The sequence below is a fragment of the Cognatundibacterium oligocarboniphilum genome (assembly GCF_013377855.1).
In the GTDB taxonomy this organism is placed as follows: domain Bacteria; phylum Pseudomonadota; class Gammaproteobacteria; order Burkholderiales; family Burkholderiaceae_D; genus Undibacterium; species Undibacterium oligocarboniphilum.
The window spans coordinates 395,827-409,744 of the sequence record NZ_JABXYJ010000003.1 but is presented as its reverse complement, the minus strand read 5'-3'; the positions used below and the strand labels follow the sequence as shown (position 1 = coordinate 409,744).

The window sequence follows — 13,918 nt, the reverse complement described above, 5'->3', positions numbered from 1 at the left end:
AAATGCCTGCCAGAGCCTTTCTTCCGCAGGAAGTGATTGCTGCCAAGCGCGATGGCGACATTCTTAGCGCAACGCAGATTGCCAGTGCTGTGCAGGGTATCTGTGATGGCAGCTGGTCTGATTGTCAGCTGGGCGCTTTTGCGATGGCGAGCTGGCTCTCCGGTCTGAACCGGCAGGAATGTGTGCATCTGACCAATGCCATGGCCGCTTCGGGAACCATGCTGGATTGGTCCGGCATGGCGTTGCCCGGGCCGGTGGTGGATAAGCATTCGACTGGCGGCGTCGGTGATCTGGTATCGCTGGTGCTGGCGCCGATGCTGGCTGCCTGTGGCGCAGTGGTGCCGATGATTACCGGCAGAAGGCTGGGGCATACCGGCGGCACGCTGGATAAGCTGGAAGCGATTCCGGGTTACTGCATCACGCCGGATATTCAAAAACTGCAGCAGGTGATCCGTCAGTGTGGCTTGGCGATCGTTGGCCAGACGGAAACGCTGGCACCGGCTGACCGGCGTCTGTACGCAGTGCGGGATGTGACGGCAACGATTGACTCCATTTCGCTGATTACCGCCTCTATCTTGTCCAAGAAAAAAGCGGCAGGGATTGACTATCTGGTCATGGACATCAAGCTGGGCAATGGCGCAGTCAGCCCTGACCTGACCCGCGCCACCCAGCTTGGTTGCTGGATACGGGAAGTGGCTGCCGGTATGAACATGACCTGTTCGGCATTGCTGACCGACATGAATCAGCCTTTGTCCAGTGCCGCGGGAAATGCACTGGAGCTGGTGCAGGCCATGCATTATCTGCGTCAGGATCAATGTCCGCCGCGCCTGCATCAGGTCGTGCTCGCACTGGGAGCCGAATTGTTGCAGATCAGTGGTCTGGCAGACGATCCGGCACAGGCCGGGCAGATGTTGCAGGATGTATTGCAATCAGGGCGGGCGGCGGAAAAATTTGGACAAATGTGTGCCGCACTGGGTGGCCCGTCTGACTTCATCAGCCATTTTCAAAACTATTTACCAGCCGCTGATTGCGTGCGTCCTGTGTATGCGGCAATCCCGCCGGGAGAGCTGCGCTATGTCGAGCAGATCGACACCCGGGCACTGGGATGGACGGTTGTCAGGCTGGGCGGTGGCCGCGCACAGCCGGATGCGGTGCCTGATTTGCGGGTTGGTCTCAGCCATCTGGCCGAGCTGACGCAGCCGGTCACCAGCGAAACGCCGCTCGCCATCGTTCATGCCCGGGACGAAGGCGCTTATCAGCGCGCGGCCATCGCTGTGCGCGAGGCATTCCAGCTGGCCGATGTACAACCCTTTGCCCCACAGCAGATACTGGCTTGTCTGCAGGCCGGACATCCTCATGAAAGTAAAACATGGCAACCCCACATATAGCGGCATCTCCGGGTGATTTTTCAGATATCGTGCTGATGCCCGGTGATCCGCTGCGTGCCCGCATGATTGCCGATAACTGGCTGGAGCAGGCAAAGCTGGTGACGGATATCCGCAATATGTATGGTTATACAGGCTATTACCGCGGCCGCAGAATTTCGGTGATGGCACATGGCATGGGCATTCCTTCCCTGAGTATTTACGCCACCGAGCTGATCCGCGAGTATGGCGCCCGTACCCTGATCCGGGTTGGTTCCTGCGGCGCGATTGCACCGCATCTGCAATTACAGGACATCGTGATCGCTCAGGGGGCTGGTACGGACAGCAAGGTCAACCGCATGCGCTTTCTGGGCCATGATTTTGCAGCGATTGCCGATTATGCACTGCTGGCGCAGGCCTGCGATACCGCCCGGCGGCTGAATTATCCGGTGCATGTCGGCAATGTGTTTTCTGCCGATCTGTTTTACTCGGCCCAGCCGGAAATGCTGGAGAAGATGGAAAAGATGCGGATACTGGCGGTAGAGATGGAGGCCGCCGGTTTATACGGGCTGGCGGCTGAATACGGGGCCAGTGCGTTAACGCTGCTGACCGTTGCTGACCAGATTCGTACTGGCGCCAGCCTGACGGCAGCAGAGCGGCAGGACAGCTTCGGGCGCATGATGGAAATTGCCCTGACTGCCGTACTTGGAATCTGAGCCCCGATGAGGTCGCGGCATCAGCGCTGTTGAGTCTCATATCGCCTGACACTACCGTAGAGTCCCGTATAATCGCGGGATGCAAAATTTACTTCACAACCTCAATCCTGAACAACTGGCGGCTGTCACGCTTCCTTCTCAATCCGCGCTGATTCTGGCAGGTGCCGGTTCCGGCAAGACGCGCGTCCTGACCACCCGGATTGCCTGGCTGATACAGACCGGGCAGGTTTCTCCCGGCGGGATTCTGGCCGTGACGTTTACCAACAAGGCGGCGAAGGAAATGCTGACGCGCTTATCAGCGCTGTTGCCGATCAATACGCGCGGTATGTGGATCGGTACTTTCCACGGTCTTTGCAACCGCTTGCTGCGCGCGCATCACCGCGACGCCGGATTGCCGCAGACCTTCCAGATCCTGGACTCCGGCGATCAGTTGTCTTTCATTAAGCGTTTGTTGAAAGCAAATAATATTGATGATGAAAAATTCCCGCCAAGAACACTGATGTATTTCATCAACAGCGCCAAAGATCAGGGGCTGAGAGCTGCGCAGGTGGAGGCTCACGATGATTTCAACCGCAAGATGGTTGCACTGTACGATCTGTATGATGCCCAGTGCCAGCGGGAAGGTGTGGTGGATTTTGCCGAGCTGTTGTTGCGTACCTTTGAATTGCTGAGCCGTAACCAGCCTTTGCGCGAACATTATCAGGCGCGTTTCCGGCATATTCTGGTGGATGAGTTTCAGGATACCAATGATCTGCAGTACCAATGGCTGAAACTGATGGCCGGTGCAGGAAAGCAGGAATCGGCGGCCGTATTCGCAGTCGGTGACGACGATCAGAGTATCTACGCATTTCGCGGAGCCAACGTCGGTAATATGTCTGCTTTTGAACGCGAATTCCAGGTGCGGAATCTGATTAAGCTGGAGCAGAATTACCGCTCTCACGGACATATTCTCGACAGCGCCAACGTGCTGATCGCCAATAACAGCAAACGTCTTGGTAAAAATCTGCGCACCGATGCCGGACATGGCGAGCCTGTACGCATCATGGAAGCCAGCAGCGACATTCAGGAGGCCAACTGGATCATCGACGAAGCGAAAAACCTGATCCGTGAAGGCAGCCTGCGCAGTGAGATTGCGATCCTGTACCGCTCCAATGCCCAGTCGCGCGTCATCGAGCATGCCTTGTTCACCGCCGGTATTCCTTACCGCGTTTATGGCGGGCAGCGCTTTTTTGAGCGCGCCGAAATCAAGCATGCCATCGCCTATCTGCAGCTGATGGATAATCCGCATAATGATTCTGCGTTTTTGCGGGTTGTGAATTTTCCGGCACGCGGCATCGGCGCCCGCTCCATGGAGCAATTGCAGGATGCCGCCAGACAGCATGGTATTTCACTGTATGCCGCCGTGCCGCATGTGGGAGGGAAAGCGGGGTCATCGCTGGCGAATTTTGTCCGGCTGATTGAGTCCGCGCGTTTTGAAACGCAGAATTTGCCCTTACCGGAAATGGTGCAGGTGGTGCTGGATCTGAGTACCCTGCTGACGCATTACCAGACTGAAAAAGAAGGTGCTGACCGGATTGAAAACCTGGAACAGCTGGTCAGTGCGGCGACGCTTTTTGTTTCCGAAGAGGGATTCAGCCGCGAAGCGCCGGCGCTGGCCGGCCCTGCCAGCGCTGCTGCATTGCCGGCCGCAGCAGATGGCGTGACGGTGATCGATGCCGATGCGGCCTTGCCGGCGGTGATGTCTCCGCTGTCGGCTTTTCTGTCGCATGCGTCGCTGGAGGCCGGCGACAATCAGGCGCAGGCGGGGCAGGATGCCCTGCAATTGATGACGGTGCATTCCGCCAAAGGGCTGGAGTTTGATGCCGTGTTTATCACCGGCCTGGAAGAAGGATTATTCCCGCATGAGAACAGTATGCAGGAAGCATCCGGCGTGGAAGAAGAGCGCAGGCTGATGTATGTAGCGATTACGCGCGCGCGCCAGCGTTTGTACCTGAGCTTCTCGCAGACCCGTATGTTGCATGGGCAGACGCGGTACAACATGCGTTCCCGTTTTCTGGATGAATTGCCGGACGAGTCCCTGAAATGGTTGTCGCCGAAAATCCAGCCGAGCTGGTTCGGGAATAAAAAATCCGCCTGGGACGAGGCTCCCGCAGCAGAAGCGAACCGGCTCGCACAGGGCATGAGCAAAGCGCAGGACAGTCATGGCTGGCGTATCGGGCAAAATGTCTTGCATGCAAAATTTGGCGAAGGTGTCATTGTCAATATTGAAGGCAGCGGCAGCAGTGCGCGTGCTCATATCAATTTTGGACAATTCGGCATGAAGCTGCTGGATCTGAGTATTGCGAAGCTCGACAAGATTTGAGCGTGGACAGATGCGTCAGTGGCAGTGGCTGAAAAACTGAAAGGCGCAGCATTCAAAAACTCAACTATGTCGTGCGGATAACAAGCAGTCAGATTCCGCCCGGCATCTGCTTTCAGGAGATAACATGATAACGGCATCCTTATTGCCGGTGACGGCGGCAGGTATTTTTGCGCTGGCAGTGCTGCATACTTTTTCAAGCGCTTACTTTTTACGGCGGGCGCATCACAGCCGGCATCATGCCGGATTATGGCATTTAGTGGGCGAGGTGGAGGTGGTATTCGGCTTCTGGTCACTGGTGCTGGTTTGTGTGATGGCGCTGATGACAGATCAGAAACAGGCTGTGCATTATCTGGAATCCCGGAATTTTACCGAGCCTTTGTTTGTATTCGTGATTCTGGTCATTGCCGGTACCCGCCCTGTGTTGTGGTCGGTGCAGCAACTGGTTTTACGGCTGGCGCGCAGCCTGCCGTTTAATACGCACCTTGCAGGCTATTTTTTGTGCCTGTCTTTGATTCCGCTGACCGGCTCATTGATTACGGAACCTGCCGCCATGACCCTGGCAGCGCTGATGTTGCGCGACCAGTTTTATTCCCGGCCGATCTCTGAAAAGATGAAATACATGACGCTGGGCGTCCTGTTTGTGAATGTGTCTGTCGGTGGCGTGCTGACGTCATTTGCCGCGCCTCCGGTACTGATGGTGGCGGAAAAATGGGGGTGGAACAGCGCATTCATGCTGCAGGTATTTGGCTGGAAGGCTGCTTGTGCCGTGGTGCTGAATGCTTTACTTCTGACGGTCGCTTTCCGTCGTGAACTCAGTGCGCTGGCAGATAACGAGCAGTCCGTTGCCGGCGTGCGTATTCCCTGGCCGGTGATCTTGGTGCATTTTTTATTTTTGAGCGCCACCGTCTGGTTTGCCCATTACCCTGTCGTGTTTTTCGGACTGTTTCTGTTCTTCCTTGGATTTACCGAAGCCTATAACCAATATCAAAGCAGGCTGATGCTCAGAGAGGGGTTGCTGGTGGCGTTTTTTCTGGCAGGATTGGTTGTGCTTGGCGGCCAGCAGCAATGGTGGCTGCAGCCAGTGCTGGCAGGAATGGATAATGCGATTTTATTTGTGGGGGCGGCAGCGTTGACCGCCGTCACGGATAATGCTGCGCTGACTTATCTGGGGTCGCTGGTATCAGGCTTATCTGATAGTGCGAAATATGCCCTGGTATCTGGTGCCGTCGCGGGCGGTGGTTTGACGGTGATTGCAAATGCGCCGAATCCCGCAGGTTTTTCCATCCTGAAAGACCATTTTGATGGACAGGTAATCAATCCCGCGGGCTTGTTTGCAGCAGCGCTGATACCAACCGGCATTGCCGCCACCTTCTTTTATTTTATGTAACTTTTTTAAATGAAACCTTAAATAAAATAAGCTGTTGAGGTCATGACTCTGGCCATACCTTTCATCAGCCATCTGACCGGTGCCGGCATTTCGCGCGCACCCAAAGCCTGCGCTGCGGCGCCATGTTCGATTTCATCTTGCCGCATCTGCTCCACAATGAGGCGTGAACGCTGATCCTGCTCCGGCAATTGCTGCAGATGGCCTGCAAGATGGGCTTCTACCTGCCGTTCTGTTTCGACCACAAAGCCGAGACTGACAGCATCGCCACATTTTGCTGCAACGACGCCGCAGCAATAAGCCCCGGCATACCACAGCGGATTTAAGAGGCTGGCATGTGAATTTAATTCCTGCAACCGTGTTGCGGTCCAGGCCAGATGATCTTCTTCTTCAATGCACGAATGTTGCAGCTGCCGCTCAACTTCCGTACTGCGGGAAAAGGCGCTTTGCGCATCGTACAGTGCCTGGGCGCAGATTTCGCCGACATGATTGACCCGCATCAGTCCTGCGCTGTGTTGCTTTTGTTGCTCGTCCAGTTGGTCAACGCCGCTCTCTGCTGCCGGGTAAGGACGAGAGCTGCGCGCCTGAGCCGTGACTGTGCGCAAAGCACGGTCAAAAGTCAGGATTGCGCGGTCAGGTAAAGGGAATGCCATACAAAATCCTGTCAGATTGAAAAGTACTCGTCATTGTAAAACATCTCTCCCGGTTTGCTGTTTTACTGCGGCCATGTTGTTTTGGAGCAGGTTTATCACGGGACCATGATTGCCAATTTAAAGAAACAGTATGTTGTGATCGCACCACATATAATTTGCTTAAATACGGTCGTTCGCAAATTCTCTTTGCCCAAATCAGCGTAGTTTGGTTCAATCAGTCTTGGATTGTTAATCAATCAGCTTGGAAGCACTGGCAATACCAAGTAGCCGTAATCAATCCAACGATAAGAGCTACCAATACATAGCCGAATCACATGACCAATTTGGAGACGTTTTCAATGAAAAAATCACTTCTTGCTTTCGCAATTCTGGGCGCTTTTGCCGCAACAGCCTCTGCACAATCTTCCGTGACACTCTACGGTATCGTTGATGCCGCTACTGTCTATACAACCAATCAGACGGCGTCAGGCGGCAGTAAAATAGCAATGGATCCGGGTCAGTTGCTGACATCCCGTTGGGGTGTTAAAGGCAGCGAAGACCTCGGCGGCGGCCTGAAGGCAATTTTCAATCTGGAAGGCACACTGTTTAACGATACTGGTGTGGCCGGAGCCGGTTTTGGTGGCAATGTGTTTAACCAGGGCGGTAATGCAAGCTCCCTGTTTGACCGTTTGTCCTGGGTGGGTTTGTCCGGTGACTTCGGTACAGTGACGTTCGGACGTAACAATATTCTGGGTGTGGACTCCGTTGGTTTGGCCGATCCGATCGGTCTGGCGCATGCCGGCAGCAACCCGAACGTGATGTTCGGCGGTATGAATTCCGGTGCATTGTATGGTGGCTTCGGTACCAACCAGGGCGGTACTGCACTGCGTCAGAATAATTCGATTAAGTACGTATCACCGATCACCAATGGTTTTGGCGGTGCGCTGATGTATGGCTTCGGCGAGAAAGCGGGTGATACCGGTGCCAGCTCCTACATGGGCGCATCCGGCTTCTTCACCGACGGTACAAACGGCGCGGCAGTCGCTTATGCCAAGATGAAAGATTTCACGAATACAGCAACACTGACAGCATGGGCTGCCGGTGCCAAATACAAAGTTGACCCTGCTGTTGTGCTGCGTGCGACCTATGCGCAGGATACAGTAGATGGCAACATTGTCATCGCTCCGTTCGGTAATGCGAATAACCGTAAGATCAAAGTGATTGGTCTGGGCGTCGATTACCTGATGTCGCCACAGACAACGATCACTGGCGCATACTATGGCACTAAGCGCTCGGGTGATGTCGTTGGTAAAGCAGATCAGTACATTGGTCTGGTGAAGTATGCATTCAGCAAGCGTACGACGGCCTATGCTTCCCTGACTTATGCCAAAGCAGGCTCCACTTCTCTGCAAGACACCAGTCTGGCTCTGGGCATCATCGGCAATCTGGCTAATCAGGATCACGCGGTACGTACTGCGGTCGGTATTCTGCATGCATTCTGATCTGACGATGTAGTTCGCGGGTTTTACAGATATTCAAAAATGCCAGCAATTGCGCTGGCATTTTTGTTTTTTAGTGTCGTGATCGTTGACGTTTAAGGATACGGGTTTTTCCTGGAAATTGATAAATAGCGAATTTACAGGAAGTTTATAGGTAGACAAAAGTTGAAGTGAAATTAATAAAAAGCTTTCTTATTTGCAATTTAACATCGGATTTGTTGTTGGTGTGAGACAAAAAATTGTTTAAATATTTACAATGTGCGGATTTAGCTTGGCTCTTGCCTGCCATATTTGGTCAAATACAGTATGTTGAGATTAGCAGTTCACAGACAAGAAGTTTGGTTTCATCACAAATTATGAATTTTGCTTCACGATTGAAACGCAGCTTTGTTATTTGAAATCCTTTGGAGAAATTTAAATGAAAAAATCACTCATCGCTCTGGCCGCTATGGCTGCTGTTGCAGGCTCTGCTCAAGCACAGTCTTCCGTAACTATCTACGGTATCGCCGATATGGCAGTTCAGGCTGGCAATCGTGGTGCTGGTTCGGGCACTAAATATGCACTGGACAGTGGCGAGCAAGGCGGTTCCCGTCTTGGCTTCAAAGGTACTGAAGACCTGGGCAGCGGTTTGAAAGCAATTTTTGCTCTGGAAGCAGGAATTTATATGGATTCCGGTGCATCTCAGGGCGGTCTGACATTTGGTCGTCAGTCTTGGGTAGGTCTGCAGGGTGATTTCGGTACTGTGAAGATGGGTCGTCAGTACACACCACAGTTCTACTTCTTCGACGCAGTTGATCCATTTGATCTGGGATTCACATCTGGTGTTGCTGGTGGCTCTACTTCCACAGGCGGTGTATTCGGTTTCCTGTCTGCCAGCTCATGGCGCGTAAATAACAGTGTCAGCTACCAGTCTAACGATATGTCTGGTTTTAGCACTATGGCTCTGTATGGCTTCGGTGAAGTTGCCGGCAACACATCGGCTAACCGTTCCGTCGGTATCAACGGCCAATATGCTGCAGGCCCACTGTATGTTGGCGCTGTGTACTACAAACAGAATGATGCAGCCAGCAACGGTCTGAAGTCCGTATTGTTGGGCGCAACCTATGATTTTGGCGTAGCTAAGGGAGCATTTGGCTACTCTAAAGATACAACAGACAACAATACACTGGATCAAAAAGGTTATATGCTGGGCGTAACCGTGCCTGTGACTGCTGCTGACAACATCCTGGCAACAGCGGCACGTCTGCAAAACAATCTGGCATCCGGCGCGAACAACAGCACACAGCTGGCAGTTGGTTTCACACATTCCTTGTCCAAGCGTACGAACCTCTATGGTTCTTACTCTCGTGTAAGAAATGATGCAAACATCAACGGCGGTGGTCTGGCTGTGGCTAACGGCGCAACAGCAAGTCTGGCGAACGTTGGTATCCACCACGCATTCTGATAAGCCGGTTTTACCGTCGGTTTTATCAATAAAAAGCGCCTTCGGGCGCTTTTTGTTTTTATCGGTACATATTGTTCAGGTTGCTACGACAAACTGATGTGTTGGATCAGGATAGTTGGGCAGGAGAGAATATGCCGGGTTCGACAGGTTACGTCGATCAGGAATTATAAAAAGCTTCAATAAGAAACAATAAAAACAATCAAAAGAAGAGAGTAAAAAAAGTGACCCGCTTCAGGGAGGAGTGGGCGATGGCTGCGGCAGATCGAAATGGTGATATGCCAGTGTTGTCGCAATGCGTCCGCGCGGAGTGCGTTGCAGGTAGCCCTGCTGAATCAGGTAAGGTTCCAGCACATCTTCAATCGTATCGCGTTCTTCGCCAATCGCTGCCGCCACATTATCGAGTCCGACCGGGCCGCCGCCAAATTTGAATAAAATGGCTTCCAGCAATTTTCTGTCCATCAGGTCAAAACCTGCGATATCCACGTCCAGCATCCGCAGTGCAGCATCCGCAGTGAGTTTTGTAATTTCACCATTTCCTTTGACTTCAGCATAATCGCGTACCCGGCGTAGCAGCCGGTTCGCAATGCGCGGTGTTCCCCGGGAGCGGCGCGCAATTTCTCTGGCGCCATCTTCGTGAATAGGGGCATTCAATAATGCCGAAGAGCGGCTGACGATGCGGGTTAATTCGTCGGGTGTGTAAAATTCCAGCCGTGCCACAATGCCAAAACGGTCGCGTAGCGGGTTGGTCAGCATCCCGGCGCGGGTGGTGGCGCCGACCAGTGTAAATGGTTGCAGGTCCAGTTTCACAGAACGGGCAGCAGGGCCTTCGCCGATCATGATGTCAATCTGGTAGTCTTCGAGTGCTGGGTACAAAATCTCTTCAACGACAGGTGACAACCGGTGTATTTCGTCGATGAACAGAACATCGTTCGCTTCCAGATTGGTCAGCAGCGCGGCAAGGTCGCCCGCACGCTCCAGTACCGGGCCGGATGTTTGCCGCAAATTCACACCCATCTCGCGGGCGATAATATGGGCCAGTGTTGTTTTCCCTAAACCTGGTGGGCCGAACAGCAATGTGTGATCCAGCGCCTCTTTACGTTGGCGTGCGGCGGTGATGAAGATTTCCAGCTGGTCACGGATCTTTTCCTGCCCCACGTATTCGTCAAGTTGTTTAGGGCGTAATGCACGCTCGATCGCTTCTTCGCCAAGCGAGGCCGGCGTGGCTGCAATAATTCGCTGTTCAGAAAAATCGATGGAAAGATTATCGGTTTGTATGCTCATCGCAGATTCCGGAGATTAGGCTTTGGACAGGGCTTTCAGAGCGAGTTTGATGCCGTCTGATACGTTACTGTCTTTTGGAATGGTTTTTAAGGCAAGGCGGGCTTCTTTGTCCGAATAACCCAGGGCTAACAAGGCATTAAGGATATCGGCACTATGATCGCCACCGGCAGATGCTTCGGTGCTTGTGAATAAATCCGCTCCCAGTTTGCCTTTCAGTTCGAGTAACAAGCGTTCTGCAGTTTTTTTTCCGATGCCGGGAATCCGGGTCAGGCGACCTGCTTCCTGTACGGTAATCGCCTGCGCCAGATCGGCAACGGACATGCCTGACAAGATCGATAGGGCCGTGCGTGCACCGACGCCGGAAATTTTGATCAACTGACGGAAGGTGGCGCGTTCTTCGGCGCTGCCAAAACCGAACAGTATGTGTGCATCTTCACGTATGGCAAGATGCGTGAGCAAAACAACTTTTTCTCCCAGCGCGGGCAGGTTATAGAACGTGCTCATCGGTACATCCACTTCATAGCCGACACCCTGGCAATCGATCACTAACTGTGGCGGATTTTTTTCTATCAGGGTACCTGCAATGCGACCGATCATGTCCAGCTTTCATACTGTATGAATAAGCAGTGATGGTAAACGATTCTGAAGAGCTTGAGGAGAGTTATCGATGCGATTTTTAGCGTCGTATTGTTGTGGCTGAAAGTACGGCAACCCTTTCACCGGCAGATGAAACCCGAAATCAAAAGTGGGTTTGCTCGTTTGTGCAGAAATTGATCGGATAACAGTCGCTGTATTTCCGCTGTACTACCCGATCAGCCGGCCTGATTTCACGCGCAACCCTTTTTTTGCCAGTTCAGGAGCGATTGTACTCAGTGTTGCCAATGCTTCGCCGCTATGCGCATGGCAGATGGCAACGCCAAGCGCATCTGCAGCGTCGGGACTGGGTGTGCCAGATAGCATCAGTAAACGTTGCACCATGTCCTGTACCTGTTCTTTCCTGGCCCGGCCATGTCCGACAATGCCTTGTTTGACTTGTAATGCCGTGTATTCCGCTACACTGAGTTCAGCCGAGACCAGCGCGCAGATTGCCGCCCCGCGTGCTTGTCCGAGCAATAATGTCGATTGCGGATTCACATTCACGAACACTTTTTCGATGGCTGCGCAATCGGGACGATAGGTACTGACGATTTCAGATACGCCGGAGAGTATGCTCTTGAGCCGGTCGGGCAGAGAGCCTTCGACGGTTTTGATGGTGCCGGAAGCGATGTATGTCAGCTTCTGACCCTGTTTGTGGATGACCCCGAAGCCAGTCGTGCGCAGGCCGGGGTCGATACCTAATATTTTCATGCTTGCCTTGCCCCGCGCAAGGCAAGGCGTTTGATTAATGACGGAAATGACGGGTGCCAGTATAGACCATCACCACGCCGCGTTCATCTGCCGCGTCGATGACTTCCTGATCACGCATGGAGCCGCCCGGATGAATCACGCAGGTCGCACCTGCATCGACGACCACATCGAGACCATCGCGGAACGGGAAGAAGGCGTCCGACGCTACCGCAGAGCCAGTCAGCGTCAGACCGGCGTTTTGCGCTTTGATGGAAGCGATCCGTGCCGAGTCAATGCGGCTCATCTGACCCGCACCGACACCCAGCGTCATGCCGTTGCCGCAGAAGACAATCGCATTCGATTTGACGAATTTTGCAACACGCCACGCAAACATCATGTCGGACATTTGTTGCGGCGTTGGCTGCAGTTTGGAGACGACGCGCAATTCTTCCTGCAACACGTTTTTTGAGTCGGGCGCTTGTACCAGCAGACCACCGCCGACGCGTTTGACATCATATTGATTGATCCCGTCACCCAGCGCGATTTCCAGCAGACGCACGTTTTGTTTCGCAGCGAATATCGCTTTCGCTTCGGCAGTGAAGGACGGCGCGATCAATACTTCGACGAATTGCTTGGCAACGATTTCTGCCGCCTTGCCATCGAGTTCGCGGTTGAAGGCGATGATGCCACCGAACGCAGAAGTCGGGTCGGTTTGCAGAGCTTTGCTGTAGGCTTCGAATGGTGTTGCACCCAGTGCGACGCCGCAAGGATTGGCATGCTTGACGATCACGCAGGCAGATTCTTTGAACGATTTCACGCATTCCCATGCGGCATCGGAATCGGCGATATTGTTGTAAGACAGTTCCTTGCCTTGCAATTGCGTGTAATTCGCCAGTGCACCGGCTACTGTTTTGAGGTCACGGTAAAACGCGGCAGACTGATGCGGATTTTCACCATAACGCATTTCCTGCACTTTTTCGAAATGCAGATTCAGTGTTTGCGGATAGGCGCTGCGTGTTGTGTGGGCTTTGTCTTCACCGAGGCTGGTCAGGTAATTCGTAATCGCGCCATCATATTGTGCTGTGTGGGCGAATACTTTTTTTGCCAGTGTGAATTTGGTGTCATAGCTGACGACGTTCTGATTGGCTTTCATTTCTGCCAGCACGATCGCGTAGTCGCTGGGATCAACTATCACCGTGACGTCTTTATGGTTTTTTGCCGAGGAGCGCAGCATCGTCGGCCCGCCGATGTCGATGTTTTCGATCGCATCTTCGAGTGAGCATTCTGCCTTGGCGACTGTTTGCTGGAATGGATACAGATTCACCACCACCATATCGATGGTAGGAATGCTGTGTTGTTCGAGTGCCGCGACATGCTCAGGAAAATCGCGGCGCGCCAGAATGCCGCCATGGACTTTCGGGTGCAGCGTCTTCACGCGGCCATCCAGCATTTCCGGAAAACCGGTGTAGTCAGCCACTTCAGTGACAGGCAGACCGTTATCGGCCAGCAGTTTGGCGGTACCGCCAGTGGACAGCAGCTTGACACCGAGTGCGGATAATTCACGTGCAAAATCGAGCACACCGGTCTTGTCGGAGACGGATATGAGGGCTTGTTTGATCATGATATTTTCATTAAGTAGGGAAATCGGTCTCAGGCCACATAAGGTGCTGGCTGCTTACAATAAACCGTGCTGCTGCAATTTTTTGCGCAGGGTATTGCGATTGATGCCCAGCATATCCGCCGCTTGCGACTGGTTACTGGCGGCGCGCGTCATCACCATTTCCAGCATCGGTTTTTCGACGGCCAGCACAACCATGTCGTAAATATTGGAGGCGGGTTGTTCACCCAGATCACGGAAGTATTTTTCCAGATTTTTGTGAACGGCGTCTTGGATACTATCTTTGCTCATG

The 13,918-nt window shown here is 53.2% G+C and carries 12 protein-coding genes; 6 read left to right on the top strand and 6 right to left on the bottom strand.

The features are described 5' to 3' along the window. Positions 1–2: 2 nt before the first annotated feature. The 4 genes from deoA (at position 3) to HV832_RS07205 (ending at position 5,829) form a co-directional block, all read left to right on the top strand. Positions 3–1,388 carry a thymidine phosphorylase gene (gene deoA, locus HV832_RS07220; RefSeq protein ID WP_176802873.1) on the top strand — a complete coding sequence of 462 codons (1,386 nt, stop codon included), beginning with the start codon at positions 3–5 and terminating at the stop codon, positions 1,386–1,388. Further along, entirely contained in the window at positions 1,370–2,080 is a 711-nt protein-coding gene (gene deoD, locus HV832_RS07215) for a purine-nucleoside phosphorylase (RefSeq protein WP_176802872.1), read from the top strand. Before deoA ends, deoD begins: the two co-directional genes overlap by 19 nt. Before the next feature lie 79 nt (positions 2,081–2,159). After that, positions 2,160–4,442: a UvrD-helicase domain-containing protein gene (locus HV832_RS07210; protein WP_176802871.1), complete on the top strand. Its 2,283-nt coding sequence runs from the start codon at positions 2,160–2,162 to the stop codon at positions 4,440–4,442. Positions 4,443–4,566: 124 nt separating this feature from the next. Beyond that, complete coding sequence (locus HV832_RS07205; RefSeq protein WP_176802870.1) at positions 4,567–5,829, top strand: putative Na+/H+ antiporter; 1,263 nt, start codon at positions 4,567–4,569, stop codon at positions 5,827–5,829. 17 nt (positions 5,830–5,846) lie between these two features. Here the strand turns inward: HV832_RS07205 and coq7 are convergent, their stop codons facing one another. Then, positions 5,847–6,479, bottom strand: a complete 633-nt coding sequence (coq7, locus tag HV832_RS07200; protein ID WP_176802869.1) for a 2-polyprenyl-3-methyl-6-methoxy-1,4-benzoquinone monooxygenase — start codon at positions 6,477–6,479, stop codon at positions 5,847–5,849. A gap of 338 nt (positions 6,480–6,817) precedes the next feature. On the opposite strand from coq7, the gene HV832_RS07195 reads away from it, so the two are divergent. Continuing rightward, the gene (locus HV832_RS07195) at positions 6,818–7,960 is read left to right on the top strand and encodes a porin (RefSeq protein WP_176802868.1); all 1,143 of its coding nucleotides are present in this window, start codon (positions 6,818–6,820) and stop codon (positions 7,958–7,960) included. A gap of 415 nt (positions 7,961–8,375) precedes the next feature. Further along, positions 8,376–9,401 carry a porin gene (locus tag HV832_RS07190; protein ID WP_176802867.1) on the top strand — a complete coding sequence of 342 codons (1,026 nt, stop codon included), beginning with the start codon at positions 8,376–8,378 and terminating at the stop codon, positions 9,399–9,401. Between the two features lie 231 nt (positions 9,402–9,632). Here HV832_RS07190 and ruvB read toward each other — a convergent pair whose 3' ends face one another. From ruvB to HV832_RS07165, 5 genes are all read right to left on the bottom strand, one after another. Continuing rightward, complete coding sequence (ruvB, locus tag HV832_RS07185; RefSeq protein ID WP_176802866.1) at positions 9,633–10,682, bottom strand: Holliday junction branch migration DNA helicase RuvB; 1,050 nt, start codon at positions 10,680–10,682, stop codon at positions 9,633–9,635. 15 nt (positions 10,683–10,697) lie between these two features. Next, on the bottom strand, positions 10,698–11,279 hold the full coding sequence (ruvA, locus tag HV832_RS07180) for a Holliday junction branch migration protein RuvA (protein WP_176802865.1): 582 nt from the start codon (positions 11,277–11,279) through the stop codon (positions 10,698–10,700). A 207-nt stretch (positions 11,280–11,486) separates the two neighbouring features. After that, a complete protein-coding gene (gene ruvC, locus HV832_RS07175) occupies positions 11,487–12,029 on the bottom strand; it encodes a crossover junction endodeoxyribonuclease RuvC (protein WP_176802864.1) in 543 nt (180 codons plus the stop codon). Positions 12,030–12,063: 34 nt separating this feature from the next. Further along, positions 12,064–13,629 carry a bifunctional phosphoribosylaminoimidazolecarboxamide formyltransferase/IMP cyclohydrolase gene (gene purH, locus HV832_RS07170; protein WP_176802863.1) on the bottom strand — a complete coding sequence of 522 codons (1,566 nt, stop codon included), beginning with the start codon at positions 13,627–13,629 and terminating at the stop codon, positions 12,064–12,066. Between the two features lie 54 nt (positions 13,630–13,683). Continuing rightward, positions 13,684–13,917, bottom strand: coding sequence for a helix-turn-helix domain-containing protein (locus tag HV832_RS07165; protein WP_176802862.1), 234 nt, complete (start codon positions 13,915–13,917; stop codon positions 13,684–13,686). Position 13,918 lies beyond the last annotated feature (1 nt).

What these genes read in the sequence shown, in the direction of transcription:
- deoA (WP_176802873.1), top strand. Translation starts at nt 3, where the DNA reads ATGCCTGCCAGAGCCTTTCTTCCGCAGGAAGTGATTGCTGCCAAGCGC.
- deoD (WP_176802872.1), top strand. Translation starts at nt 1,370, where the DNA reads ATGGCAACCCCACATATAGCGGCATCTCCGGGTGATTTTTCAGATATC.
- HV832_RS07210 (WP_176802871.1), top strand. Translation starts at nt 2,160, where the DNA reads ATGCAAAATTTACTTCACAACCTCAATCCTGAACAACTGGCGGCTGTC.
- HV832_RS07205 (WP_176802870.1), top strand. Translation starts at nt 4,567, where the DNA reads ATGATAACGGCATCCTTATTGCCGGTGACGGCGGCAGGTATTTTTGCG.
- coq7 (WP_176802869.1), bottom strand. Translation starts at nt 6,479, where the DNA reads ATGGCATTCCCTTTACCTGACCGCGCAATCCTGACTTTTGACCGTGCT.
- HV832_RS07195 (WP_176802868.1), top strand. Translation starts at nt 6,818, where the DNA reads ATGAAAAAATCACTTCTTGCTTTCGCAATTCTGGGCGCTTTTGCCGCA.
- HV832_RS07190 (WP_176802867.1), top strand. Translation starts at nt 8,376, where the DNA reads ATGAAAAAATCACTCATCGCTCTGGCCGCTATGGCTGCTGTTGCAGGC.
- ruvB (WP_176802866.1), bottom strand. Translation starts at nt 10,682, where the DNA reads ATGAGCATACAAACCGATAATCTTTCCATCGATTTTTCTGAACAGCGA.
- ruvA (WP_176802865.1), bottom strand. Translation starts at nt 11,279, where the DNA reads ATGATCGGTCGCATTGCAGGTACCCTGATAGAAAAAAATCCGCCACAG.
- ruvC (WP_176802864.1), bottom strand. Translation starts at nt 12,029, where the DNA reads ATGAAAATATTAGGTATCGACCCCGGCCTGCGCACGACTGGCTTCGGG.
- purH (WP_176802863.1), bottom strand. Translation starts at nt 13,629, where the DNA reads ATGATCAAACAAGCCCTCATATCCGTCTCCGACAAGACCGGTGTGCTC.
- HV832_RS07165 (WP_176802862.1), bottom strand. Translation starts at nt 13,917, where the DNA reads ATGAGCAAAGATAGTATCCAAGACGCCGTTCACAAAAATCTGGAAAAA.